Origin of the sequence: Yinghuangia aomiensis (assembly GCF_039542225.1) — a bacterium.
Lineage (GTDB): Bacteria > Actinomycetota > Actinomycetes > Streptomycetales > Streptomycetaceae > Yinghuangia > Yinghuangia aomiensis.
Map to the genome: position 1 here is coordinate 290729 of NZ_BAABHS010000007.1, position 25491 is coordinate 316219.

Sequence of the window (25491 nt, forward strand, 5' to 3'; positions counted from 1 at the left end):
GGGGCGGCCGGCGCCTACCGCCCCATGAGCCAGTGCGAGTCCGCTGCCGTGGCGCCGACCGTGTCGCACGCGTCGGTGAGCACGTCGAGGACGCGCAGCGGGTCGGGCAGCGGGGTCTCCGGCCCGCGGATCCAGCGGACCTGCGTACCGGACGGGTGCTGTGCCGGCGGGAGCAGGACGTAGGACCCGCGGCAGTGCCAGCGCAGTCCGGGGTGCGCGTCGAGGGTTTCGGGATGGCTGTCCAGCTCGCACGGCCACCATTCGTCCTCGTCGACAGGGGTGCCGCGGGTGGCGGTGAAGAAGAGCACGCGCTCCGGTCCGCATGCGGCGACCGGGCCGGCCTCGTCGCCGAGCCGGTCGAGCGCGAGCGCGCCCGCGTCGGCGGGGACGTCGAGGACGTCGTGGGAGGTGCCGGTGACGGTGACGAAGTTGGCGTCCGGATAGCGCTCGAGCCAGCGCTGCACGTGCGCCGGGTCGGTGCTCGCCTGGGTCTGCCAGGCGGACGACATCGGATGCATGCCGGGCGCCGGACAGCCGACGCGGTCGCAGGAGCATCCGTAGGCCAGCGGGTGTGCGGCCGGGCAGACCGGCCAGCCCATGCGGACGGCGTCGAGGACGAGTTCGGTGCGGCGGTCGCGCGCGGCGCCGGGGTCCTCGCGCTGCATGCGGCGCAGCCAGCCGGCCACGCGGGCCCTCTTGCCGATGTGGTCCGAACGGTCCATGGCACCCCTTCTTCCGCCTGCTGTCCATGATCCCCGACGCGCGGCGTCGTCGTGCACGACGCGGGGCGCGGCGCGGGAGAACCGAGGTAGGCCGTCCCATTGTCGCGGGTCCCCGGAGCGGACCGCCGCCGCGGGTTCGCTGCCGACCGAAGCTGGCCGGATCCTGGCGACGAGGTGGCCGGAAGACGACCTGGTGTGACCGGGTGCTGCAATGCGGGCCGCCCCGCTCCCGGCGGACCGGGAGCGGGGCGGTGCGTCGCCGCCGGGGCGGCCAAGGAGGGCGACCGCGTTCGGTGGCGCGGGGACATGGTTCGGGGCGCGACGCGGCTGTCTTCCACGCCGCCGTCCGGAGCGACGCGGCCGGCCGGGACCGGGTGTCCCGTCCGGCGTGATCAGCCGGCGTTGACGCAGGTGTTGCCGAAGGTCGGGTTCAGCGCACCGATGACGTCGACGGTGTTGCCGCAGACGTTCACCGGGATGTGCACGGGGACCTCGACGTTGTTGCCGGAGAGCACGCCGGGCGAGTTGACGGCGGCGCCGTTCGCCTCGCTGCTGGCGTGGGCCGCACCGGCACCGGCGGCAAGGACGCCGCCGGCCACGGCCGCGAGGACGGCCGCCTTCTTCGCGTTCTTCACAATTCCTCCACGTAGAGCTGCCGATCGGGTTCGGCATCCTGCGCAACGAGGGGCTCCGCGGAGGGATACGGGATCGTTGCCCGAGTTCACCCGTTCTTCGTAGCGGCATGCGGGGCGGCGGCCGCGGCACCGACCGACGGACCGGCCGCGGGACCGGCCGCGGGACCGGCCGCGGGGAGCGTTCCGCCCGGGCGCGGCGCGGGCGGAGCGGGGAGGTCCGCCGGGGCGGGGTCGTTGTCGGTCGTGTTGCCCGCCTTCACCATGAAGCAGTTGAGGCAGTGCTTCGACCAGGGTTTGCCCGGCACGTACTCGCCGTTGTACTTCCACGCGTGCGGCGCGTCGTCGTGGCACCGGAACGGCCACGTGTTCCGCCATCCGTTGTCGTCATCCACGGGCACTCCAGCCGCAGTGTGTCGTTGGTTCTAAACTCACGGTAACGGCGTTCGCGGCGGACGGAGGGCCTTCGATGGAATGCGGCGTGTGCCAGGGCAGGAAGGGCTACTACCGGTTGGTCACCGAGCGGCAGGACGGCAAGGTCGTCCAGCGGCGGGAATGGGTGGACTGCTCGACGTGCGAGGGCACCGGAGAGGCGTAAGACCGTTCCGCGGCAGAATCCGGGGATGACCGATGTCACGATGACCCGGCCCGAAGACGGGGAGCGGCTGCGCGGACCCGTGGGTTCGTATGTGGTTCGCCTGTCGGGCGCGCAGACCGGCGGGGCACTGGCCGTCGTCGAGTACGCGCTGCCGCCCAGGGCGGTGGGCGCCGCCCCGCATGTGCATCACGCGCATGCCGAGCACTTCCACGTCCTCGACGGCGACATCACGTTCGATCTGGCGGACGGCGCCGTGACGTTCGGCGCGGGCGGGTCCGTGTCGGTCCCGATCGGCGCCGCGCACGGATTCCGCAACACCACGGAGACGTGGGCGCGTTGCCTGTTCCTCCTCACCCCGGCCGGTTACGAGGACTATTTCCGGGACCTGCACCGGGCGCTGGAAGCGGGCGAGACGCTCGACGGCGACCGCCTTGCCGCCCTGCGGGCGAAGTACGCGACCGAGACGCTGTGAGCGGCGCGCACCGTACGGTTTCGCCGTGTGCGGGGCGCGCGCCCGTGTCTGCTGTCTCGCGGGAATCGCGGCGGCGAACGCCCGGTCAACGCTCGCGGGCGACTGTCAACGCCTTTACTGCGCCCTTGCGAGGGACGGTGATGTCCTGTGGTCTGCCTGTCGGCCGTGTGTTGGCGGCAGCTGCCGCATGCATCGCGACGGACGTGGCACGCGACGCGGCGGACGGCAATGGCAGCGGGGTTGCCACCGCCTGGGGGTGCGTCCCGGCGGCAGGCAGCCCCGCGCCGGCGGCGGGCAGGTGGGTCGGAGCCGGCGCGGCGGCGCCCGCGGCGGCCGCCCGCACCCGGGGCCTGGGCAGCCCGTAGGTGGCGGCAGGGTCGGCCGCCGGATGCATCCGGGGAATGTCGTGCGGTGCCAGGACACGGATCTCGGGGACGTTGCGCGGAACGTCGGCGACCGGACCGGACGCCGGTTTGGGGGTGGGATCGCGGTGGCCAGGTGTGGGCACGGCCCCCGGCTTGGCAGCCGCCACGACCGGCACGGGCCGCTGCTCCCAAGGAGGTTCCGCGGCTTCTCGCTCGTGGAGTGCGGCAAGGTCCGCCAGCCTGATCCGCGCCCGTTCCACCCCGACTTGGCGTTGGGTCACACCGAGTTCCGCACCCAGTCCGGCTTCACGCACGATCTCGGCGAGACGCCGGGGCGCCAGATCGTCGAACCGCTGGACGTACTCCGTCACCCATCGGCCGAGGGCGGCGTCGACTTCTTTCCCGTGCGCGGCCTCGGCTTTTGCATACCGTTCGAAGAGCAGGCTCTGATCCGTAGAGGACAGCTTGGCGTCTTCCTGGGACCTGTGCGCCTCGAGGAGTTCCGCCGTCGCAGCCACCTGCAGGCGGCCGGCCTCGTACAGCTCGCCGAGGTCACGCGGCATCGCCAAGTCCGCAGCCGACTCGACCGCGGCATGCAGCCATTCAAAGGCCTCGGGGTGGCGGCGCAGCGTGCCCGGCCCTGGGTACCTTTGGCCGAAGGCCGCGCCTGCGTAGCGGTCGCCTGCGAGGACGTCGTCGATCGCCGCGGCGGTCGAATCCGGCACGCCGCCCACGGCCTCCGACAACCGCCTCGACCATTGGGGGTCGAGGCGGCCCCCAGGCGGCGCGTCCCATTCTGTGGCTCTGGCCGCTTCCCGTTGTGTCTCGGCTTTCAAAAGTTCGTGGTACTCGCCCAACCTCGCCCGCTCCGCATACTCGAGGATCTGCTGCCGGAACGCTTTGTCGGCTCGGCGCATCTCGCGGTCGGCTTTGCGGACCTGCTTGGTCCCCCAGGCCTCCAGGCGGGGTATGACGTCGTTCCCGTACTTCTGCTCCATGGACGCTCGGAACCGGGTCAGGCCGACCATGGTGGTGCCCGCCACGAGATCACGCACGGATCGGGCGTAAGCGTGTATGACGGCGGTGGGATCGCGCTGCCACGTCTCGTCCTGCGGCCCGGTCATCGATCGCCCCCGTATTCGCCGGCGGACTGCACATCGTCGCACCATGGTGGGACGATGTGCAGCGCGGTTCGCGCGGACTCGTCCGCGGGCCCCGGACGAGGCGCCGGGGCGTCGCCCCCGCTCCGGCACACCGCGATGACGCCCCGAATTCCGCCGCGGAGAGCCCCCGAGGAGCGCGGCGGCTCGCCACCTTTTGTGAGATCCCTACAAAATCAGGGGCTTGGCGCGCGTGGAGTTGGCCTTGGTGTGCGAGACGATTTTCCAGCAGGGTGGGAAACCTGTGCAGGTGAAGGCCCGCCCGAGGGCTCTGCCTGCTGCGCGCAGCTCTGGGAGGCTCGGTCCGTGTTTCGTCGTATTGCCATCGTCAACCGTGGTGAGGCCGCGATGCGGCTCATCCACGCGGTCCGGGATCTCGCCGCGGAAACCGGAGCACGCATAGAGACGGTGGCGCTCTACACCGACGCCGACCGCAATTCGACGTTCGTCCGCGAAGCCGACATCGCGTACTCGCTCGGCCCGGCCGCCGCGCGCCCGTACCTGAACCACGAGGTCCTGGAGCACGCGCTCCGCGAGACCGGCGCGGACGCCGCGTGGGTCGGCTGGGGCTTCGTCGCGGAGGACGCCGGGTTCGCCGAGCTGTGCGCGCGGATCGGTGTGACGTTCGTCGGCCCGAGCCCGGACGCGATGCGCAAGCTCGGCGACAAGATCGGCGCGAAGCTGCTCGCCGAAGAGGTCGGGGTCCCGGTCGCGCCGTGGAGCCGCGGCGAGGTCGGGACGCTGGAGGACGCGCTGCGCGCCGGCGGCGAGATCGGCTACCCGCTGATGCTCAAGGCGACCGCGGGCGGCGGCGGGCGCGGCATCCGCATGGTGGCATCGCCCGACGAGCTGGCCGACGCCTACGAGCGCACCAGCCAGGAGGCACTGCGCGCCTTCGGGTCGGGCGTGGTCTTCCTGGAGCGCCTGGTCACCGGCGCCCGGCACGTCGAGGTGCAGGTCGTCGCCGACGGCCAGGGCACCGCGTGGGCGCTGGGCGTGCGGGACTGCTCGGTGCAGCGCCGCAACCAGAAGATCATCGAGGAATCCGCCTCCCCCGTGCTGTCCGCCGAGCAGGCCGCCGAGCTGAAGGCCTCCGCCGAACGGCTCGCCCTGGCGGTCGGCTACCGCGGCGCGTGCACCGTGGAGTTCCTGTACCACCCCGGCGAGAAGCTGTTCGCGTTCCTCGAGGTGAACACGCGTCTGCAGGTCGAGCACCCGATCACCGAGATCACCACCGGCACCGACCTGGTCCGCCTGCAGCTGCACGTGGCGTCCGGCGGGCGGCTGGAGGGCCCGCGGCCGGACGAGGCCGGGCACGCCGTCGAGGCCCGGCTGAACGCCGAGGACCCGGACCGCGACTTCGCGCCCGCACCGGGCCGCATCGCGCGGCTCGTGCTGCCCGCCGGCCCCGGCATCCGGGTCGACACCGGGGTCAGCGAAGGCGACGAGATCCCCGCCGACTTCGACTCGATGATCGCGAAGATCATCGCCTACGGCCGGGACCGCGACCAGGCACTCGGCCGACTGCGCCGCGCCATGGCCGAGACCACCGTGGTCATCGAAGGCGGCGCGACGAACAAGAGCTTCGTCCTCGACCTGCTCGACCAGCCCGAAGTCGTCGACGGGTCCGCGGACACCGGCTGGATCGACCGGGTGCGCGGCGAAGGCCGCCTGGTCGCGCACCGCCACTCCGGCGTCGCCGTGGCCGCCGCGGCGATCGAGGCGTACCAGGACGAGGAGCGCGTCGAGCAGGCCCGCCTCCTCACCACCGCGTTCGGCGGCCGCCCGCAGGTCCGGCACGAGTCGGGCCGCCCGCTCGACCTGCGGCTGCGCGGCGCGGGCTACCGGGTCCGCGCCACCCGGGTCGGCGCGCGCCGGTTCCGGGTCGGCATCGAAACGGGCGGCGAGGTCCGCACGGCCGACGTCGAGCTGGAGCGCTTCGACACGCACTCCGGCCGCATCGCCGTGAACGGCAGCCGCTTCCGGGTGCTCATCGGCACCCACGGCCCCACCCACCTGGTCGAGGTCGACGGGGTGGCGCACCGGGTCAGCCTCGACGAGGGCGGCGTGGTCCGCTCTCCCGCACCCGCACTGGTCGTCGCCACGCCGCTCGCGGTCGGCGCCGAGGTCGAAGCGGGCGCGCCGGTGCTGGTGCTGGAGAGCATGAAGATGGAGACGGTGCTGCGGGCACCGTTCAAGGCGCGCCTCAAGGAGTGCGTCGTCGCGGTGGGCAGCCAGGTGGAGACCGGCGCGGCGCTGCTGCGTCTGGAGCCGCTGGCCGACACCGAGGCCGAGGAGGCCGAGGCCGCGGCGCCCGTCGAGCTGGACCTGCCGGGCCGCCCCGGCGACCTCGCGGCCGCCGAGCGGGCCGCGCGCGGTCTGGAGGACCTGCGGAGCCTGCTGCTGGGCTACGACGCCGACCCGTACGACGAGCGCCGGGTCTTGGAGGACTACCTCGCGGCCCGCCGCGAACTCGCCGAGGACGACCACCGGCCGCACGCCGAGGAACTCGCCCTCATCGGCGTGTTCGCCGACGTCGCGGAGCTGAGCCGCAACCGGCCGGTCCGCGAGGACGGCGACGACCACGCGTACAGCGCCCGCGAGCACTTCCACCGCTACCTGCAGAGCCTCGACGCGGAGCGCGCCGGCCTGACCCCCGCGTTCCAGGCCAAGCTCGGCAAGGCCCTCGGGCACTACGGCGTCACCGAGCTGGACCGCACCCCGGAGCTGGAGGCCGCGGTCTTCCGCGTCTTCCTCGCCCAGCGCCGCGCGTCCGCGGACGCCGAGATCGTCGCCGCGCTGCTGCGCGAGTGGCTCGGCGAGCCGCTGGCGGACGCGTCGCTGCGCGAAGCCGTCGGCCACACCCTGGAGCAGTTGGTCACCGCGACCCAGGTGCGTTTCCCGGTGGTCGCCGACCTGGCGCGCGGCGTGGTGTTCTCGTGGTTCGCGCAGCCGCTGCTGCGCCGCAACCGGGCCCGGGTCTACGCCGACGTGCGCAAGCACCTGCGGCACCTGGACGCCGCCCCGGAGGCCGCGGACCGCGACGAGCGGATCGCCGAGATGGTGCGCAGCACCGAGCCGCTGGTCCGGCTGCTCGGCCAGCGCCTCGTCCGGGAGGGCGTGGACAACGCGGTCATGCTGGAGGTGCTGACCCGCCGGTACTACGGCAACAAGGCGCTCGTGTCGGTGGACACCCGCGAGTACGCGGGCGGCACGTTCGTGGTGGCGCAGCGCGCGGACGGCGACGTGGCGTCCACCGCGGTGCGTTTCGACGAGCTGGGCGGCGCGCTGCGGGGCCTCGCCGAGCTGGCCGACCGCAATGGCGGGCACGCCATAGACGCGGACATCTACCTGGCGTGGGAAAGCCAGCCGGACGACTTCGAGGCGATGGCCGCCGCGCTGCAGGAGGCGCTCGCGGCGCAGCCGCAGCCGGACGGGGTCCGCCGGATCACCGCGACGGTGGCCGGCCGCGGCGGTGCCGTGATGCACCACCACTTCACGTTCCGTCCGACGGCGGACGGGATGGCCGAGGACCGGCTGATCCGCGGTCTGCACCCGTACATCGCGCAGCGCATGCAGATGGAGCGCTGGGGCCGGTTCGACCTGACGCGCCTGCCGTCGTCGGACGAAGAGGTCTACCTGTACCGCTGTGTCTCGCCCGACAATGCCGCGGACGAACGCCTGGTGGCGTTCGCGCAGATCCGCGACCTGACGGAACTGCGGGACCAGGACGGCAAGCTCGTCGCGCTGCCGACGACGGAGAACACCATCGCCGCGTGTGTCGACGCGATCCGGCGCGCGCACGTCGCCCGTCCGTCGCAGAAGCGCTTCCCGACCAACCGCATCGTGGTGTACGTCTGGCCGCCTATCGACTTCACCCGCGAAGAGGTCGAGATGCTCGGCCGCCGGATGATGCCGACGACCGCGGGTGCCGGCCTGGAGGAGATCCTGTTCATCGCGCGTCAGCGCGACCGGGAGACGGGTGCGCTGCGCAAGGCTGCCGTGCGGTTCTCGTTCGACGCCGCCGGCGGTGCGGAACTGACCTTCGGCGAGCCGCCGGTCGAGCCGGTCGAGCCGCTGGACCAGTACCGGCAGAAGGTGCTGCGGGCGCAGGCGCGGAATACCCCGTACCCGTACGAACTCACGGACATGATCGGCGACTTCGTCGAGCACGACCTGGACGACGAGCACCGGCTGGTGCCGGTCTCCCGGGCGAAGGGCCGCAACACGGCGGGCATCGTCGCGGGTGTCGTCACCACGACGACGTCCCGGCATCCGCAGGGGGTCACCCGCGTGGTGCTGCTGGGCGACCCGACGAAGGCGCTCGGCGCGCTGTCCGAGCCGGAGTGCCGCCGGGTGATCGCCGCGATCGACCTCGCGGAGCAGATGCGGGTGCCGCTGGAGTGGTACGCGCTGTCCGCCGGCGCCCGGATCTCGATGGACTCGGGCACCGAGAACATGGACTGGGTGGCCGCGGCCCTCAAGCGGATCGTGGAGTTCACGCAGGACGGCGGCGAGATCAACATCGTCGTCGCGGGCATCACCGTCGGCGCGCAGCCGTACTGGAACGCCGAAGCGACGATGCTCATGCACACCAAGGGCATCCTGGTGATGACGCCGGACTCGACGATGGTGCTCACCGGCAAGCACGCGCTGGACTTCTCCGGCGGTGTGTCGGCCGAGGACAACTTCGGCATCGGCGGCTACGACCGCGTCATGGGGCCGAACGGCCAGGCGCAGTACTGGGCGCCGGATCTGCCGGCCGCGCACGAACTGCTGATGGCGCACTACGACCACACGTACGTCGCGGCGGGGGAGACGTCGCCGCGCCCGGCGCCGACGAGCGACCCGGTCGACCGGGACGTCTCGGACTTCCCGCATGTGGTCGAGGGCAGCGACTTCGCCCGGGTCGGCGAGATCTTCTCGGCCGCGCACAACCCGGACCGGAAGAAGCCGTTCGACATCCGCACGGTCATGCGGGCGCTGTCCGACCAGGACCACCCGGTGCTGGAGCGCTGGGCGGGGATGGCGGACGCGGACACGTCGGTCGTGCAGGACGTGCACCTCGGCGGGCGCCCGGTGTGCCTGATCGGCATCGAGTCGCGGGCGGTGTCGCGCCGTGGCTTCCCGCCCACCGACGGCCCGGATGCGTACACCGCGGGCACGCTGTTCCCGCAGTCGTCGAAGAAGACGGCGCGGGCGCTCAACGCGGCGTCGGGGAACCGGCCGGTGGTGGTGCTGGCGAACCTGTCGGGCTTCGACGGTTCACCGGAGTCGATGCGGAAGCTCCAACTGGAGTACGGCGCGGAGATCGGGCGCGCGGTCGTCAACTTCGACGGGCCGATCGTGTTCTGCGTGATCTCGCGCTACCACGGCGGAGCGTTCGTGGTGTTCTCGAAGGCGCTGAACCCGAACATGACGGTGCTGGCGTTGGACGGTTCGTTCGCGTCGGTGCTCGGCGGCGCTCCGGCGGCGGCGGTGGTGTTCGCGGGCGAGGTCGACAAGCGCACGGCGGGCGACCCGCGGGTGACCGAACTGCACGCCCGCGCGGCGGCGGCCGACGGCACGGAACGGGCGGCCCTGCTGGCGCAGCGCGACGAACTGCAGCCGGTGGTGCGCGCCGAGAAGCTCGGCGAGGTCGCGGCGGAGTTCGACCGCGTGCACAGCATCCGCCGGGCGGTCGAGGTCGGCTCGGTCGACGCGGTGATCGATGCGGCGGAAATGCGGCCGCGGATCATCGCGGCGGTCGAGGACGGGCTGACGCGGTGGTCGGTCGGCTGATGTGCCGACCTGCGGGCTGTGATGTGAGGTCTGTGAACTGAGGGTTGCGGCCGGGGCCGGGGCGGGATTCCGCTTCGGCCCCGGCGGCTTTTCGGCGGTTCTTCGTCGGCGGGGGCGCGGCCTGGCGTTCAGGATCCTCCGGAATCGGGGGTCCGGCGTGGGCTAGTGGGGGCCCTGGGCCTTGCCCTTGCCGGAATCGCCTGCTGCGTCGCCGGGCTTGCGGGGGCGGCCGGCCGCGTCGGTGAGTTCGGTGTCGATGCGTTCCTTGCGGATCTCGCCCTTCACCGTCTCCTGCTCCACGTGTTCTTCGGTGGTCAGGCGCACCCGCTCGACGGGGGTCACCCGCTTTTCGACGACGGCTTCTTCCGCGTACAGGGTGACTTCGTGTTCGCCCTCGGTCATGTCCGGTCCGGCCATGGCCGCGTCGCGGTTGGCCTTGGTGATGGGCTCACGCTCGATCCGCACCTCGTCGTGGCGCACCGAGACGGTCTGTTCCTGCTCCTCGGTAACGACGTACTTGCGGAGCCGCGCGTGGCCGGCTTCGTGGCGTTCCACACCGACGTGCATCTGTTCTTTCGGAGCGGGTCATGGCGGCGCCTTCGGCTCCGGCGCCGGCGGTGCCTCGGGTGCCGGGCTTGGCTGCGGCGGTGGGTGCGGCTCCTGCGGTGGGTGCGGCTGCCGCGGTGGACTTGGCTGTTCCGGTGGGCATGGCCGCCGCGGCGGGCTTGGTCGTGTCGGTCCGCTTGCCGGCCGTCGCCGTCCCGCCGGCCGCGGGGTTGCGGTGGTAAGCCGACGGGGTGCGGATCGAGACGGCTGGGTCTAGTGAATCGCCTGGGATTCCGCGTCTTGTGAGAGCGTCCGGGCCGAGGCGGCGACCGGGATCAGTTGACGGTGGGCGCGGCCGGTCCCACGGCGGTGGTAGCGGTGCACGGCCAGGAGCACGCACGACTCGACGATGGTGTCCGGGAGCCGGGCCCGGTCCGCGTCCGGCAGCGGTCGCAGCCGGGTGTAGCCGTCGAGCAGCAGGGTGAGCCGGGCGGGGTCGATCCGGTCCCCCTCCGGCGACTGACACAGGCCCACGGCAGCCATGCCGAGGTCGAAGACCGGGTCGTCGATCGACGCGGTCTCCCAGTCGATGACGGCGAGCGAGCCGTCCGGCCGTTCGACGAGGTTGTCCATGAACAAATCGCCGTGGCAGACGACTTCCGTCCCTGCGTGGGGGGTTGGCAGTACCGCGGTTCCGCTCACCCAGTCGCGGAACTCCCGGTCGGTGCACGTCTCCATGCCCGCCAGGTCCGCCTCGGACAGCCTACGTGTGCCGGAGGGCAGGCCGGTGGCGGTTGCGGGCAGCAGGTGAAGGCGCGCGAGCAGTTCTCCGGCGTCGCGCAGCAGCCTTTCGGGAAGGGACGTGTGAACGCGCCCGGCCAGCCACTGTTTCAGCATCACCTGGTGCGGGCCGACCGCGGTGACGAGCGCGCCCGCGGTGTCCGGGACAACGTCGCCGGTCGGGACGCCGAGCGCCGCGAACATCCTCGTCCGTCGCGCCAGTTCCACGGCAGTCGCCGCGTCGTGGCCGTCCAGCGCCGTCAGGACGAACTCCCCTGCCGTGGAGCGGAGTCGGAAGCTGGAGTTGACCGCACCGCCGACGAGCGGCTCGGCACGCACCTCCCGCAGCCCGTAGCGAGCCGCCAGGCCGGGCAAGTCCAGCCGATCCAGACCGGTGTACGTGGCCAACGCCCAACCCCCGTGCGCAGAAGTCCTGTCGAGAAACCGCCATCCTGCACAGGCGTGGATCGCCCCGGCTATCCGCGCGGCGCACCCCTGCCCGCCGCCAACCGGTCCACCGGTTGACCGGTCGTGGCCCCGGCCTTGACCGTCCGCAACTGCTGCTGGAAGCGGCCGACCACGAGGCGATGGCGTACGACGAAGCATGGCAGCAGTTCTGGCCCAATCTGCGCGGCTGGCGCCGGATGTATGTCCTGGAGAAGTCGCGCCATCTGTCGTACACCGACATCCAGATACTGATGCCGCAGATCGCCGCCCACCTCGGCCAACCGCCGGGCTCCACCGAACCGATGCTCGGCACCATCCGCCCCGACCGCGCGGTCGCCGCCACCCGCGCCTTCGTCACCGCCTTCTTCGACCTGCACCTGCGCGGCCGCGCCACCCGGCTGTTCGACGGCACGTCGGGCGCCTACCCGGAGATGCGCTTCGAACTGCGCTGAGGGCCGGTCACGTCCGAAGCGGCACCGGCTGCCGCACCGGGACCGAGCGGTCTCAAAAACAGCTTTCCGCAAAGCTTTCGCGATCGAAGTAGCTTTGCGGAAAGCTATTTCACGATCAGGTGACGGCTTGGTGTCCGTCGGGGCGACGCATCCGGCCGTTTCGTGCCCGCGCGGGCGCCGGCGGTGTGGCTTTTCCGCCGTCGGGCGCCCGCGTGCACAGCCGGATCCGGAACCGCCTACCGCTTGCGGAGTTCTTCGACCAGGACCGCATAGCTGTCCTTGCTGCGGCCGGCCGCCACCGCGCGGTCGGCCAACTGCTTGATGGCCTTCGGGAACGACGCGTCGAGTCCGACCGCCTCGGACTCGTCGATCAAGTGCTCCATGGCCGCAAGATGCGTGTCCAGCGCCGCATCGTCGCCCGGGTAGGCACCACTGTCGATCTGCTCCGCGTAACCGCCGAGCCACCCGGCGACGGTGTTCGCGGAGATCGCGGCGAGCGGTGCGAACGACGCCGCGTCCACACCCGCCGCACCGAGCACCGCGGCACCCTGCAGGAACCCGTTCAGCGTCCCCCACATGAGGCTCAGCACCGCCACGTCGTGCAGCGACGCCAGCCCGTGGTCGGCGCCCAGGAAGGCCGCGGCCCCGCCGAGTACCCGCAGCGTGTCCGCGTGCTCCTCGAACGCATCCGCCGCGCCGCTGTACAGAATCGGCGTCTCCGCCGCCCCGATACCGGACGGGACCGCGAGAATCGCCCCGTCCACGTACGCCCCGCCGCCCCAGGCAGCCAGCTCACGCGCCTCCCGGGACGTCCCCGACGTCAGGTTCACGAACGTCCGGCCCTCTTCGAACCCCTCGATCGGACCGAGGAGTTCGCGTACCGCGTGGTAGTCGGAGACACAGACGACAACGAGCGGGCTCGCCGCCACCGCCCCGGCCACCGACCCGGCGACCTGCGCTCCTTCGGCGGCCAACGCCTCGGCCTTGGCCGCGCTGCGGTTCCACACCGTCGTCGGGTGCCCGGCCCGCAGGAAGGCCCGCGCGAGCGCGCTCCCCATCAGCCCGAGCCCGAGCACCGTCACCGGACGGGTTGCAGCATCAGCAGTCATGACATCCCCCAGCAAGAACATTCGTCGGCGTGACGCCGACCGGAATCGATGCAGCGATGCTCGACGTTCACACCGGTATGAAGGTCAAGCCGTGTGCATTCGTGGAGAGGAACGAGCCTTGCTGATCGGCGAATTGAGCCGCCGGACGGGCGTCCGGACCCACCAACTCCGCTACTACGAGAGCCAGGGCCTCCTGCAACCCCGTCGAGGCCGGCACAGCGGCTACCGTGAGTACACGGACGAGGCCGTCCTCACCGTCCACCAGATCCGCAGGCTCCTGGAGGCCGGCCTCTCCACCGACGACATCGCGTACCTCCTCCCCTGCGTCACCGGCCCCACCCCCGAGATGGCCCCCTGCCAGGAGATCGTCGACACCCTCCGCGCCCGCTTGGCCACCCTCGACGACCGCCTGAACACGCTGGCCGGCTCCCGCGAATCCCTCGCGGCCTACATCAGCGCGACCGAACAGCGCCTCACCCAACCGGCCTGAATCCCGGACGATCCACCGTCACCCGTCACCCATTTCCCTCACCCCGTCACCCCTCGTGCCTCGCCGCCCACGCGAAAACGCCCGCCAACGCGGCGGGAACGGCAGCGGTTGCCATCAGCATCGACGGCGAGGTCGCGTCCACCACGATCCCGCCGAGCAGTGCCCCCGAGGCCAGGGTCAGCTGGAACGACGACGTGAACAGCACGGTCACGGCCTCCGGCGCGTCCGGTGCGCCGCGCAGGAAGTACGCCTGCGAGCACGCCGGAACCGCTCCGTAAGCCACGCCCCACACCACGAGCAGCCCGAGCGCCGCAGCGCTGTGCAACCGCCCGAGCAGCGGCAGCAGTGCCACCGTCCCGGCGATGAGGAACGCCGCGGACATGAAGGTCGCCCGGGCGCTGCGGGGGATCGCTCGGCCGGCGAGGAAAGTCCCGGCGATGCCGGCGACGCCGTACACGAGGAGGTACATGCTCACCCAGCGTCCGCCGACGTGTGCCGCGTCGCGGAGGAAGGGCGTCACATACGTGTAGGCCGCGAAGTGCGCGACCACGATCAAGGCCGTCACCCGGACGGCCGTCCGGATGCCGCGGGAGTGGCGCAGGTGCCCCGCGAGCACCCGCATCCGCACGGCCTCACGTCCCGGCAACGCGGGAAGACTGAGCGCGACGACCACGGCGCACACCGCCGCCAAGCCGGCGAGAACCACGAAAACCACGCGCCAGCCCGCGTGTTCGCCCAGCTGCGTTCCGAGCGGGACACCGAGCACCGAACCGACCGGCACCGCCGCGAAGATCATCGCGGTCGCCGCCGGCACCCGCTCCGCGGGCACCAGCCGCGGCGCGAGCGCGGCACCGATCGACCAGAAGCCGCCGATGACGATCCCGAGCAGCGCCCGCGCCACGATCGCCAGCCAGAACCACGGCGCACACGCCGTCAGCACGTTCACCACGGCCAGCAGCACAACCAGCCCCGCCAGAACGCGCCGCCGATCCGTCCGCCCGACCACGATCGCCACCCCCGGCGCACTCACCGCGGCCAGCAGCCCCGGAAGGGTCACCAGCAAACCGGCAGTGCCGTCGGACACCCCGAACCCCGCCGCCATCGAGGGCAGCAACCCGATCGGCAGGATCTCGGTGGTGACAATGACGAAGATCCCGAGCGCGATGGACAGCACCCCGGCCGTCCGACCAAGAGGCGGCGACCCGGCCACCACCCCGGAGGGCGGGGATTTCGGCGAGTGCTGGACGGCTGCACTGGCAGGCATGAACGGCCCTTCCCAGACGAACGATCAACGGCGGCGCCTCCAGTACAGCCATCGCGGCAACGAAACACCGGCGGAAATCGGCCGTGACCGCGGGCCCGTCACCTACGCCCGCCCCGCAAACAGAGCGGCCGGGGATACAGACGGAACGAGGCGGATCCGCTCCCGCCCGACCGAGACGCCGGGCAGCTCACCCATTCGCACCCGCCCGCCTTCACCCCGGCCACGACACGCCCCAACCTCGCGAGGCTTGCCACCCACCCCGGCACAGACGACATACGCGCCCCGGTCCACCCCGGTCCACCCCACCCAATCCGTCACATCGGCCACCGGGCCCGAGCCCTCCGCCCACCCTCCCCGCAGGTCGGGGGCACCCCCGCCACCAGCCGGTCCCACCTCCCCGACGCGCTATCCTTGCCGCACGGCGGACGAGCCGGCCGGGCGGCCGCGTCGGGACCTTCACGGGTCCCGTCGAGGAACGTCCGGGCTCCACACGGCAGGGTGGTGGGTAACGCCCACCTGGGGTGACCCACGGGACAGTGCCACAGAGAACAGACCGCCAGGAGTCTCCGGACCCCTGGTAAGGGTGAAACGGTGGTGTAAGAGACCACCAGCGCCCGAGGTGACTCGGGCGGCTCGGTAAACCCCACCCGGAGCAAGGTCAAAAGGGAACCCGACAGGGCTCCTGCGCAGGCGTTCGAGGGCTGCCCGCCCGAGCCTGCGGGTAGACCGCTGGAGGCCGGCGGCAACGCCGGCCCGAGATGGATGGCCGCCTCCCCAGGCCCCGCAAGGAACCTGGGAGACAGAACCCGGCGTATAAGCCGACTCGTCCGTCGTTAGCTTGAGAATGGGCCCGCTGACCTGCGTTTTCGCAGGTCAGCGGGCCTTTCTCGCTCCTGGGAACGCTACGATCATTGCTCACTCTTAGTAACTGTTCCCGAGTGTTTCGGCCTGCGCTGTGGCGATTGTGTGGCGGCGGAGAGCGGTCCGGAGTCCGCTTTCGCCAGGCGTGAATCTCGTCTGCGATGGCGCCGCGGCAAGGCCGAAGCCGACACACGACAAGGCATGCAGAGTCCTGCCCTACACGAAGAGCGGTGCGGAAATAGGGGTTGCCTGGCGGGTCCGCAAGCAAAGGCCCGTTACTAGTAGACCCCAAAAGTATGACTCAAGAGAACGGCTCGCCCCTACTCGCACGGGGACCGCGCCACTACGGCCCGGCACTGGCGATGCAGCTTCGCCCGCGCCACGGAGCAGCCCCAATACATCCTCTTCGCGGAGCCCGCCAGGGCAACCTCGGAGACCACCGACCGACCTATCGGGCCCGACTTGGCGCCGCACGGTGGCCCCCGCCCTTCGCGCTGTTGGCCTACAACGGCGGCTGGGACGAAGACGAGTACGTGATCGACACGATCGGACTGACCATCACCGACGAACATCTCCCGACCCGGGCATCAGGTGGCGACGCAGAGCGGTGACATCGAACGTTGGCTGCGGAGTCCCGCGACCGACAGGGCGTCCCGGCCGAGCGGAGCTCTCCATACCCGCCGCTCTGCCCGTTCGGCCAGATCGGTCCGGCCGACGAGGTCACGCCGGCCGCTGACCCGCGGCATCCCCTGCCGCCGCCCCGCGCCGCGGGACGCTGCCGAGGCCGCCGCGCACTTCGCCGCCTACGCCGACGCGGTCATCGACGGCCGCGTCCACGTCGACCCCGTCACCCGCCTGACGACCATGCTGCGCAACGTCGCCGGCGTCGCAGGCCCGGCAGTGGTGACCGACGGATCTGGCGACGTTCGCCTGGTCTTCGGAGCCGGGGACGCGGACCGAGTGGCTGCTGCCCGCCGCGGTGCGGTCCGCCGTAGACGAACAGCGCGTCGTGTTCCGGATCGACGCCGAGCGGTACGGCCTTGGCCGCCAACCGGCTCATCGCCCGGCACCGCTGACCACCCAACCCCCAGGGAGCGAACCCCGCGTGGACACCACCCCCGGACAGCTCACCCGCGACGGCAAGACCGCGGCGACCTTCAATGTGCCCGGCACGCGGCGGCACCCCCCGCGTGGTACTGGTCGACTGCGCCCCGCCCGCGGACTCGACCGTGCACCCCGGCGCCGCCTCCCTGACGCGCAGGCCGCCACGGGCGGCCGGGGCGGGGTGCGCTGATGATGGACATCGACCGCGACTACTTCGGGTTCGGGGCGTTCGCGCACCGGAGCGGCTGCACCCAGTCCCGGTGGGACGTCGACATGATCACCGAGGACCAGGACCACGAGCCCCGCGGTGAGCACCGGTGCGTCATGGACGACTGCCCGCACCAGGAGAACCGCCACACCAACCGATGTGCGCCTGTACTGCCGGATGTGCAGCGCCGCGTACACGCTCAGCGGCGAGGTCCGCTACACCGACAACCCTCCGCCTCGGGTTCGGGCTCCCGCCGGTCCGGCACGGCGGCTTGTGGATGTACCCCGGCGGCGAACTCCTGCCCGGCGAAGGCCCATACCAGTACCTCGCCGCCCGGACGAAGACCGATCACCTGCAGTACAGCGACGTCATCGGCCTCGTCCACACCTCCGTCGGGCCCCGCGGCGCCGCCCAGTTCCGCGCCGCCGCCCGCCCCAAGCCCGCCGGCAGGCTGTTCCCCGCCTACACCCTGCACTTCGACGTGACCCGGAACGGCTTCAAAACCCTTACCGCCGCCGCTCGCTGGATCACCGCCCAGGACACTGCCGCCGCCGACGAGGCGGACGCCTTGGAGGCCGCACCGTGACCGACCCCGACACCCGCAGCGAACCGGCCGGGCTCATCCCCGCTGATGAGGCACTCGTTGCGCACGCCGACGCCATGCGCGACCTGGCCGTCTACACCCTCGACGTCCTGCCGCTGCAACAGCGCGGTACCGCCGAAGCCGCCGACATCGTCGGCGAGGCGGCGGAACTCGCCCGACTTGCCGACCTCGCCGTCGGGCGCGCGGTCGTCGTCGCTCTCGAACGCGGCGCGACCTGGGCCGACATCGCCGCGGGCGCTGCCGTGACAGAGGACGAGGCCCGGGCCCGGTGGGGCTGGCATGCCGACGCCTGGCACACGTTCGGCCGCCGCCGTCACGGCGGCGGCTCGTGGAAGCTGGCTCAAGACATCGACGCCTGGTACGCCCGCCTTCACCCGTCCGTGCCCCACGCTGTCACCGCCGGTCTCGCCGCGGCCGACCCGCGCGACGTCGTCACCCAGCAGGCCGCCGACCGCGAACGCGCCGACACCCGCGCTCTCCACGACCGCCTGCACGCTTTCCACGAGGAGGACGACGCCGCGTTCTACGCGTCGTTCGCCGCGATCGGCACCCCCGACCACGCCGCCGCGACCCGCCGCTGGGCCATGGCCCGCACCGCCATCGCCGACCACTACGACCGACTCGCCACCGCCGAACCCGCCATGGCCGATGACCACCGCGCCACCGCGGCCCGCCACCGCGACATCGCCGCTGGCATCGCAACCCGCGTCAACACCGCAACGCCCGAGGAAGCCGCCAGCGAACGGCCCGCGGACACCCCGTGACCCCACACGTGCCAGACTCGTGTGCCGTGCGCAGAAACGTACGTTTTGGCACACGGACACAGAGGGACGGACGTCAACCGGCTGGCGGACGACTCCGCCCCGACCTTGCGGAGTTTCCTTGAACAGGTACCGAGTTTCCGCGCCGCACTGGGCGGTGACGGACCCCGGCTACAGCGTCTTTGGGGAGCGCATTGTCCGCTGTCCGGACTGCCCTTGGGCCCAGGCCTTGCACGAGGAGGTGCATGCGGACACCGGACCGTGGTCCCTGATCTACTGGCACGTCGACCATCCGGACGATGCGGTTGACTACCTCGGGTCGCTGCCGGACCGCTTGGCCGTCCCCGCCTATGTGCGGTGGTGGCCTCAAGCCCATTGGCTGGCCATCGAGGACAGACGCTATGAAGACGAGCCCGGCAAGCTTCTCGGCACGGAATGCCTGGAGATCTTCCAATCGGTCTCGGCAGAGCGCGGGTTGAAGAGAGCGGTGAGGAAGAACGCCCATCGGCGGGACGTCTTTCCGTTCACGGCGCGCGCCGACATTGAGGAAGCTGCCGTCGGTCTGTTCCGCGCCGGGCTGCTTCGACCGGCAAGGGCAAGACTGGTCACCGGGTCTGCTGGACGGTGAACCCCAAGCCGCGCAGGGGCGTTTGGGCCTCGCGGGTGTTCTGCTGCCGTGGCTGGCCGACGTTGGGAGACGGAGCGGCGCAGCCGACCGGGCGGTCGTCACAGGCCGAGCCACGCGAGGAGTCGGCGCAGCCAGCCGCCCGGCGAAGGCGTTGCGTCTTGTTGTGCCGGTGTGTTGCCTGCGGTAATCGTCCCCATGTTGATGATGAAGATGTCCCGGCCGGCGTTCAGGCCTTGCGGCGATCGGCCCGTCTCGTTGCGGACGTCACGCGCGTCCGGGGCGCTCTCTCCGCTTTGGTGGGGCGCCGGCTCGGTGGGGTTCTCGGACACGGGTTCCTCCGGGGGTCCCAGGTGCGTAGAGCCCCGGCAGGGTGACGGAGGCTCGCCCCTTACCTGAGGGGCGACCTACTCCTATGGCAGCATCGGCCTTAACGTCACGCATATGAGGCCGGTAGTGCTATCACCGAGTAAACGCCAAGTACGCGGTGTCCCAGAACGGCACCCCGAGTTGACGAACCGTCCGTCGTGACGAGCCACTCCCCGCCGGTCCGGAGCACCGGGCCGGAAAACGGGGTACAGCCAACGAACGTGTTACGAGCGCCCAACCCCGCGTGTGGCGGCCGCGAGGCTGGAGGACAGGCCCCTCGTAGACTGGCCCGCGTTTGATCACGATCGGTTCGGCGGGGGTATCGGTGCGTGCAGGTTCGTGGGTGGCGTGGCTGGTGGTGGCGGCGTTGGGCGGGGTCGTCGGGTGTTCGGGTTCGTCGGGCCTGCTGGTGACGGCGGCGGACGACGTGTCCGCGACGGCGGCGCGGCCGTCGCAGTCGTCGGTGCCGGTGCGTCGGTTCGACCGGCCGAAGGAGTTTGCTGCGGCCGGTGTGGAGCTGCCGCGTGGGCTCTCCGCGCGATCGCTGGCGTTCGGGGAGCCGACGGGGCGCGTGCTGTTCGACAGCACCCTCTACGCCGCCAACGGCGCCGGCGGCCTCCAGTCGCTCGACCTTGCCCCCGGCGGGGCCACGCAGGTGTTCACGCACCCGGACCTGGCCCAGACCCCGAACGGGACCCAGATGGCAGGTGCGTTGTCGGGCAGCCCGGCGCTCACGGACATCGGAGGCCGCCCGATGGTGGCGTTCCCCCAAATCCTGCAGCTTCCCGGGCGCGGCACCACCGCGGGCCGCACGGTGCTTGCGGTCACGGCGGTCGACCCGGCAACGCACGGTGTGGCGTGGAGCGCGTCCGTCCCGATGGACGGGGAGATCGGGACGCCGACGGTGCTCGGGGTCCGCGGCACCACGCTCGTGCTCGCCGTCACCGACCAGCACGGGCAGTCCAGCGCCGTGTGTGCGCTCGACACGACTACCCGGACGCTGCGGTGGTCGAAGCCGGGGTTCCTGGGCCGGGCGCTCGTGGGGGACACCGTCGTCACCGTCCAGCCGCAGGACGAGACCAACATGCGGCAGACCGTGACCGGGCTGGCGATCGCCGACGGAGCCCCCGCGTGGAGCCTGCCCGGCTCGCTGTACCAGACCTCGATCACGTCGGCCGGGCCCGGGTTCGCTGCCATCGAAGGCCGCGACTACGGCCGCGGCCGGTCCACGTTCCGGCTCCTCGACGCCGCCGGGAAGGACGTCATCCCGCCATCGCAGGCCACCAGCGGCTACGCCACCTACGGGATGCGGTGCGCGTGGGACCAGAAGACGGTCACGGTGTGCACCGGCGTGGGGATCGTACTCGCCTTGGACGCGGCCAGCGGCAAGGAGCTGTGGCGGCTGCCCGACCAGGCCGCGAACCGCGTCGCCCCGGAGGTCACGGCGGTATGGCACGGCGCCGTCTACGGTCAGGTCTCCAGCCGCCCCGTCGTCCTCGACGGCGCCACCGGCCGCGACCTCACCACGCCGGCCGTCGCCCCCGTCCAGGTCAGCGCGACCACCGTCATCGCCGTCGACTCCACCGGCACCCTGCGCGCATACCCGGCCACTGGCTGAACTGCCGCCCCGTCGGCGGCGGGCGTACACCCGATGGGGTGGAACCTGCGGCCGCGGGACCGATGGCCCCGGGCGGGGCCGGTAGCGTGCTGGTCGGCAAGTTGCGTACGCCCACCCGCCCAGTCACCGCACCGCGTCCACGTCGCACTGGTGGCCACCACGGCGCAAGGCCTACGCCCCGCATGGACGCGGGGCGGCGAGCCCGCACCCGACACCGGAACCTGGCCTGCACACCGCCGACCGGCCGGAGGGACGTGGACTCCGGCGGAAAGCGACACAACCGATGGTCAAGTCCGGGTCCACCCAGCACCGTTCCAAGACCCGCGCCGCCGCACAGCTGGCCGACGTCCGGTACCGCGACGCGCTGCGCGCCCGCACCACGTCGACCGCAGCCAGCCCCCAGCCCGACGGCACTCCTGCGGTCGGGGTGCCCGGCGGGGTGGGGCGCGTGGTCCGGGTCAGCGGCCCGGTGTGCGACTTCGTCCAGGCGAACCTCGCCGCGGCGTGGGCTGCTTCGGGCGCGCGGGTGCTGCTGGTGAACGGCCCGCAGCACGCCCGGCTGCGCGCTGGCGGATCCGACAGGCCCGCCGCGCGCCACGACGTCGGGCTCGGTGCAGTGTCGGCGTTCGCCGACGTCCCCGGCGCCGGAGTGCTGGACACCACGGTGTTCGAGCCGACGCTGGGCGTGCTGTTCTCGCCCGCCGTCCGCGACAGCCTTGTCCGGATCCTCGCCCGGGCTCGCGCTGGGTACGACTGGGTGCTGCTCGACGAGGACATCTGTGCCACTGCCGAACTCCTCGACGCGCACGTGCGCGTCATCGCCGAGCCGGAGATCCCCGTGCGCGAACGGCGGGGGGCACTGCCCGGCGGCGCCGTCGTCGACCGGCCGCTGCAACCGGCGGACGCCGCGCTGCTGCTGCGCGAACGCGTGCACCTGGCCACCGCCGGCTACGGGGACTTCATCGCGGCATCCGGTCTGCTGGTCATGCGGTTCGTCGGAGGCCCCGACCGCGACGAGGCGTACCGGGGCGCCGTCGACGCAGCGATGGCCGAGGCCGGCCTGCCGATCGTGGCCGACATCCCCGACGCCGCCCGGACCCACCACCGCCGCGCACTGCCCGCCCTGGACGAGCCGACCACCCCGCTCGCGGCCGCGTACCGCGCGGCCGGCGCAGCCATCGCGGCCGCAACCGAGCGACCGCACGCCCCCGACTCGACCAGGCGGACTGCCGACGCGGATCCGGCCTGAGCCCCGACCATCTCCGGTACATCCTGGGCGCTCCGCGCTACAGCCTCGGCTGGCCCTGATGTCAGTAGCGGCTGTCACACTGCGCCATGCCCGTCACGCTTACCTGCGCACGCTGCACCCAGGCTTTCTCGGTCCCGCCCTCCCAGTCCGGTCGCAAATACTGCTCAACCGCCTGCTTCCGGAACACGCAGACGGAGGACACGGGTTGGGTCAGCCGACAGTGCGAGCACTGTGAGGCGACCTTTCTCCTCCGAGGCAAGGAAGCGGCCAAGCGCCCGGCACGGTTCTGCTCCCACACCTGCACCGTGGCCGCGAACCGGCAACCTCCGCGCCAATGCGCCCAGTGCGGCGATGATTTCGTCCCCAAGAACCCCGGGGCGGCTTCGGAGGACAACATGATCGGGCGGTACTGCTCGAAACGATGCTCCGGGCTGGCCCACCGCAACCGCACGACGCGGACGTGTCACCACTGCCGCAGCGAGTTCGACATCAAGGCGTCGCGGGCGGACACCGGCCGCGACCATTACTGCTCGAAGGACTGCTATACCGCGGCGTTCACCGTGGCTCGGGTGTGTCGACGGTGCGGCGTGGCGTTCCGGTCGCCGCTCAGCGATGTCGCACGCGGGTGGGGCACCTACTGCTCCAAAGCTTGCGTCCCCGCGCAGGTCCGACGCGCCTGCAGGCAGTGCGGCACCGCGTTCACGGCCAAGCTGTCGGTGGTCGGCGACGGCCGCGCCAGGTACTGCAGCAACGCCTGCCGGCATCTCGGCCGCCGCAACCGGGTCGAGCAACCATGCCCCGAATGCGGCCAGATCTTCAGCGTGCCTGCGTCCGCCGCCCCGGGCCGGCGCACCTGCTCGCGCGCCTGTCGGGCCCGCCAACTGGCCAACAACCCGCACATGCGCGCCGTCCTCGCCGCCGCGCGCCACCAGATGCTCACCACACGCACCGAGACCCGTCCGGAACGGATCTTGTACGCCCTCCTCGACCGACTCGTCCCCGAACTCGCCCCCGGAACCGCGTGGGCGCGGCAGTTGCTCCTGCTGGACCGGTGGACGGTCGACGCCGCCATCCCCGATCTGCGGCTGGTCCTCCAAGCCGACGGCGACTACTGGCACGGACTCCACGAGAAGGACCGGGAAGACCCCCGCGTCGCGGGGAACATGGCCAACGACGCCTACCAGGACCGCAAACTGGCCGAAGCAGGCTGGCAGGTGCTGCGCTTCTGGGAATCCGACTTGATCAGGCACCTGTCCGATTGCGCGGACCGCCTCACCCGCGCCATCGACACGAGACGGCGGCAGATCGCCGATGGAGCGCGCCCACGGCGACACCGCCTCCGGCGGCGTACAGCGTCGGAAGGGGTCGACTGGTTCAACAAGCGGGGCATCCACACCGCAATCGGAGCCATCCCGCCCCCGAGCACGACACCAACTACTACGCTCAACACCAGCCCCCAACCGGCGGCTTGAGCCAACGCATGGAGCCTCCAGCAATCCCGGAGCGGTTCAAGGCGGGGCGGGTGGCCGGGCATGCGCACGTCAAGGTCGACCGCACGCTCGACACGGCCATGAGCAAGCTCAGAATGAGGAGCAGCCTACGTGGACGATGAGAAGAGACCGTCTCGTATCTGGAACGAGATAGCCTCCGGGAACTTCGAGAACGTCGTTCAGGCCGGCACTATCCATGGTGGCGTCCACGTCAATCGCGCCGGGGCGGACGACCCGAGCGCGTTGGAAGACCCGGTGATCGTGACCGTGCATCGGGAATGCAGCGAGTGGCTGGCGGTGGACGCCGACCCGCCACGGTGGATGCCGGCCAGCGGCATGACGTACATCGTGACTCTGGAGGCTCGGACGGTCCGGGCGGTTGTTCTTCGCGCCGCCCGGGTAGTCGTGCTGTCCCGTCGACTGCCGCGGCCGGGGTACTCGCCTGCCAGGAACGAGATCCTGATCGGGTCACGCCCGTCGGAACGGGACTTCGAAGCGGATCTCAGCACGGCTGATTCCGTCGGCCAGCAACCACCTGCACGCAAACGCTTCGGCCGCCGCGCAGTTCACGCTCCACGCAACCCCGCCCCTCGTCCCCATTTCGATACCGATTCGCCGCAGCTGCGCCCTATTGGCCCGGATTTTCCGTTCACGATCAGCGCCACCGACATCGAGCAGTTCCGGTTCACGGCGTCTGCTGGTTTCGAGGAGGTCTGCTGGCAGGTGGAGCTGGACTGGATCTGCGCGGGCAGGCAGGGAACCGTCGTCATCAACGACAACGGGTACCCGTTCGAGACGTATCCGTCGGGTGCGTTCTCTGGACCTGGCTCATGGGCCTTGGAGGAGGACGACGCAGACTACGAGAGAGGGTTGCGGCGGCGTCTCGCCAAGGAGTACAGGACCCCGCCCCCGCCCGCTACCTGGTCCCAGTCCACGGGTATCCAGGACGTTTACAACGCCGCGCTGGCCTTGGACTCTGCCATGCGGGACTCCGGTCCCGATGACCGGGCGGCATGGCCGGCCTACCAGCAGCTCGCCATGCACGTGCGGACCCTCTTGGGTCAAGAACGCTTCCACAGCCACAAGTCGGAGCAGTTCCGCGCGCTGCTCATCCGCGTCATCCGCTTCTTCCACGTCTCCGGTCAAAATTCATTGGGGGAGAAGATCGCACGCCGGGTGCGTGAGGACTGGGAAACGAGTCTCGGCAAGAACCATCCGCACACGTTGGCCCTGGCCAACCGGCTCGCCGGATGCATGTACGGCAGGGGCCGGTACGGGATGGCACGAGATTTATGGGAGAGCATCCTCCCACGGTTTCAAAAGACCCTGGGTGCCGAGCATTCCGACACACTTACCGTCACCAGTAATCTCGCCCTGGCCCTCGGTGGACTCGGCAAATTGAACGCCAGCGACGAGTTGCTGGACACCGCCGAGAAGCTGGCGGGACAGGCCCTGCGCATGAGCATTCAGGCACTCGGTAATGATCACCTGACTACTCGCAGAACATCGCTCGTCGTCGCGGACCTCGCAAAGCTACGCCAGGCCAAGGATGGTGAGCGTTGACCGGTCGTGTGACCCACATGGGCCGACGTGCCATGGGTGCTCAGGCCGCCTGGCCGTCGCTGCGCAGGCGGCTGGAGCCGATGCCCAGGTGCGGGCTGTACTCGTCGGTTCAAGGCCGAGTTCGCGGGTGAAGTACGCGCCGAAGCGGCCGATGGCTGGGCGACGACGACCATACCTAGGCTGTGGCGGGGGATCTACCAGCCGGCCTCTGAGCGGATTTC

Annotated in this window: 22 protein-coding genes and 1 other RNA gene; 14 read left to right on the forward strand and 9 right to left on the reverse strand. The window is 71.4% G+C overall.

Annotation, left to right across the window (positions count from 1 at the left end):
• Nucleotides 1-14: 14 nt before the first annotated feature.
• The 3 genes from ABEA93_RS12290 to ABEA93_RS12300 all read right to left on the reverse strand — a co-directional run bounded on the left by ABEA93_RS12290 (nt 15) and on the right by ABEA93_RS12300 (nt 1749).
• Nucleotides 15-722, reverse strand: coding sequence for a bifunctional DNA primase/polymerase (locus ABEA93_RS12290; protein ID WP_345675472.1), 708 nt, complete (start codon nt 720-722; stop codon nt 15-17).
• Between the two features lie 392 nt (nt 723-1114).
• Nucleotides 1115-1357, reverse strand: a complete 243-nt coding sequence (locus ABEA93_RS12295) for a chaplin (RefSeq protein WP_345675473.1) — start codon at nt 1355-1357, stop codon at nt 1115-1117.
• Nucleotides 1358-1443: 86 nt separating this feature from the next.
• Nucleotides 1444-1749 carry a hypothetical protein gene (locus tag ABEA93_RS12300; protein WP_345675474.1) on the reverse strand — a complete coding sequence of 102 codons (306 nt, stop codon included), beginning with the start codon at nt 1747-1749 and terminating at the stop codon, nt 1444-1446.
• 74 nt (nt 1750-1823) lie between these two features.
• Here ABEA93_RS12300 and ABEA93_RS12305 point away from each other — a divergent pair, with 74 nt between their 5' ends.
• A complete protein-coding gene (locus ABEA93_RS12305; protein WP_345675475.1) occupies nt 1824-1952 on the forward strand; it encodes a hypothetical protein in 129 nt (42 codons plus the stop codon).
• Nucleotides 1953-1977: 25 nt separating this feature from the next.
• Nucleotides 1978-2424 carry a cupin domain-containing protein gene (locus ABEA93_RS12310; protein WP_345675476.1) on the forward strand — a complete coding sequence of 149 codons (447 nt, stop codon included), beginning with the start codon at nt 1978-1980 and terminating at the stop codon, nt 2422-2424.
• Between the two features lie 85 nt (nt 2425-2509).
• On the opposite strand, the gene ABEA93_RS12315 is transcribed toward ABEA93_RS12310, so the two are convergent.
• On the reverse strand, nt 2510-3913 hold the full coding sequence (locus tag ABEA93_RS12315; RefSeq protein WP_345675477.1) for a hypothetical protein: 1404 nt from the start codon (nt 3911-3913) through the stop codon (nt 2510-2512).
• Between the two features lie 342 nt (nt 3914-4255).
• Between ABEA93_RS12315 and ABEA93_RS12320 the strand changes: the two genes are divergently transcribed.
• On the forward strand, nt 4256-9730 hold the full coding sequence (locus ABEA93_RS12320; RefSeq protein WP_345675478.1) for an ATP-binding protein: 5475 nt from the start codon (nt 4256-4258) through the stop codon (nt 9728-9730).
• A gap of 162 nt (nt 9731-9892) precedes the next feature.
• Here ABEA93_RS12320 and ABEA93_RS12325 read toward each other — a convergent pair whose 3' ends face one another.
• The gene (locus ABEA93_RS12325; protein ID WP_425584916.1) at nt 9893-10297 is read right to left on the reverse strand and encodes a YsnF/AvaK domain-containing protein; all 405 of its coding nucleotides are present in this window, start codon (nt 10295-10297) and stop codon (nt 9893-9895) included.
• Nucleotides 10298-10549: 252 nt separating this feature from the next.
• A complete protein-coding gene (locus tag ABEA93_RS12330) occupies nt 10550-11464 on the reverse strand; it encodes a phosphotransferase (RefSeq protein ID WP_345675479.1) in 915 nt (304 codons plus the stop codon).
• A gap of 113 nt (nt 11465-11577) precedes the next feature.
• On the opposite strand from ABEA93_RS12330, the gene ABEA93_RS12335 reads away from it, so the two are divergent.
• Entirely contained in the window at nt 11578-11955 is a 378-nt protein-coding gene (locus ABEA93_RS12335) for a hypothetical protein (RefSeq protein WP_345675480.1), read from the forward strand.
• A 236-nt stretch (nt 11956-12191) separates the two neighbouring features.
• Here the strand turns inward: ABEA93_RS12335 and ABEA93_RS12340 are convergent, their stop codons facing one another.
• Nucleotides 12192-13064: an NAD(P)-dependent oxidoreductase gene (locus tag ABEA93_RS12340; protein ID WP_345675481.1), complete on the reverse strand. Its 873-nt coding sequence runs from the start codon at nt 13062-13064 to the stop codon at nt 12192-12194.
• 118 nt (nt 13065-13182) lie between these two features.
• Between ABEA93_RS12340 and ABEA93_RS12345 the strand changes: the two genes are divergently transcribed.
• The gene (locus ABEA93_RS12345; protein ID WP_345675482.1) at nt 13183-13554 is read left to right on the forward strand and encodes a MerR family transcriptional regulator; all 372 of its coding nucleotides are present in this window, start codon (nt 13183-13185) and stop codon (nt 13552-13554) included.
• A 46-nt stretch (nt 13555-13600) separates the two neighbouring features.
• On the opposite strand, the gene ABEA93_RS12350 is transcribed toward ABEA93_RS12345, so the two are convergent.
• Complete coding sequence (locus ABEA93_RS12350; RefSeq protein WP_345675483.1) at nt 13601-14818, reverse strand: MFS transporter; 1218 nt, start codon at nt 14816-14818, stop codon at nt 13601-13603.
• A gap of 426 nt (nt 14819-15244) precedes the next feature.
• Here ABEA93_RS12350 and rnpB point away from each other — a divergent pair.
• The 5 genes from rnpB (at nt 15245) to ABEA93_RS12375 (ending at nt 18984) form a co-directional block, all read left to right on the forward strand.
• Nucleotides 15245-15648: RNase P RNA component class A (gene rnpB / locus ABEA93_RS12355), an RNA gene on the forward strand.
• 1136 nt (nt 15649-16784) lie between these two features.
• Nucleotides 16785-16973 carry a hypothetical protein gene (locus ABEA93_RS12360; RefSeq protein WP_345675484.1) on the forward strand — a complete coding sequence of 63 codons (189 nt, stop codon included), beginning with the start codon at nt 16785-16787 and terminating at the stop codon, nt 16971-16973.
• A 295-nt stretch (nt 16974-17268) separates the two neighbouring features.
• Nucleotides 17269-17577 carry a hypothetical protein gene (locus ABEA93_RS12365; RefSeq protein WP_345675485.1) on the forward strand — a complete coding sequence of 103 codons (309 nt, stop codon included), beginning with the start codon at nt 17269-17271 and terminating at the stop codon, nt 17575-17577.
• Complete coding sequence (locus tag ABEA93_RS12370; protein ID WP_345675486.1) at nt 17574-18359, forward strand: hypothetical protein; 786 nt, start codon at nt 17574-17576, stop codon at nt 18357-18359. The genes ABEA93_RS12365 and ABEA93_RS12370 overlap by 4 nt, the downstream gene beginning before the upstream one ends.
• A gap of 118 nt (nt 18360-18477) precedes the next feature.
• The gene (locus ABEA93_RS12375) at nt 18478-18984 is read left to right on the forward strand and encodes a hypothetical protein (RefSeq protein WP_345675487.1); all 507 of its coding nucleotides are present in this window, start codon (nt 18478-18480) and stop codon (nt 18982-18984) included.
• Between the two features lie 98 nt (nt 18985-19082).
• On the opposite strand, the gene ABEA93_RS12380 is transcribed toward ABEA93_RS12375, so the two are convergent.
• Nucleotides 19083-19313 carry a hypothetical protein gene (locus ABEA93_RS12380; protein WP_345675488.1) on the reverse strand — a complete coding sequence of 77 codons (231 nt, stop codon included), beginning with the start codon at nt 19311-19313 and terminating at the stop codon, nt 19083-19085.
• A 332-nt stretch (nt 19314-19645) separates the two neighbouring features.
• Between ABEA93_RS12380 and ABEA93_RS12385 the strand changes: the two genes are divergently transcribed.
• The 4 genes from ABEA93_RS12385 to ABEA93_RS12400 all read left to right on the forward strand — a co-directional run bounded on the left by ABEA93_RS12385 (nt 19646) and on the right by ABEA93_RS12400 (nt 25270).
• A complete protein-coding gene (locus ABEA93_RS12385) occupies nt 19646-20968 on the forward strand; it encodes an outer membrane protein assembly factor BamB family protein (protein ID WP_345675489.1) in 1323 nt (440 codons plus the stop codon).
• 283 nt (nt 20969-21251) lie between these two features.
• Nucleotides 21252-22217, forward strand: a complete 966-nt coding sequence (locus ABEA93_RS12390; protein WP_345675490.1) for a hypothetical protein — start codon at nt 21252-21254, stop codon at nt 22215-22217.
• A gap of 395 nt (nt 22218-22612) precedes the next feature.
• On the forward strand, nt 22613-23689 hold the full coding sequence (locus ABEA93_RS12395; RefSeq protein ID WP_345675491.1) for a DUF559 domain-containing protein: 1077 nt from the start codon (nt 22613-22615) through the stop codon (nt 23687-23689).
• Between the two features lie 129 nt (nt 23690-23818).
• Nucleotides 23819-25270 (forward strand): tetratricopeptide repeat protein, encoded by a 1452-nt coding sequence (locus ABEA93_RS12400; RefSeq protein ID WP_345675492.1) that lies wholly within the window; start codon nt 23819-23821, stop codon nt 25268-25270.
• Nucleotides 25271-25491: the final 221 nt, after the last annotated feature.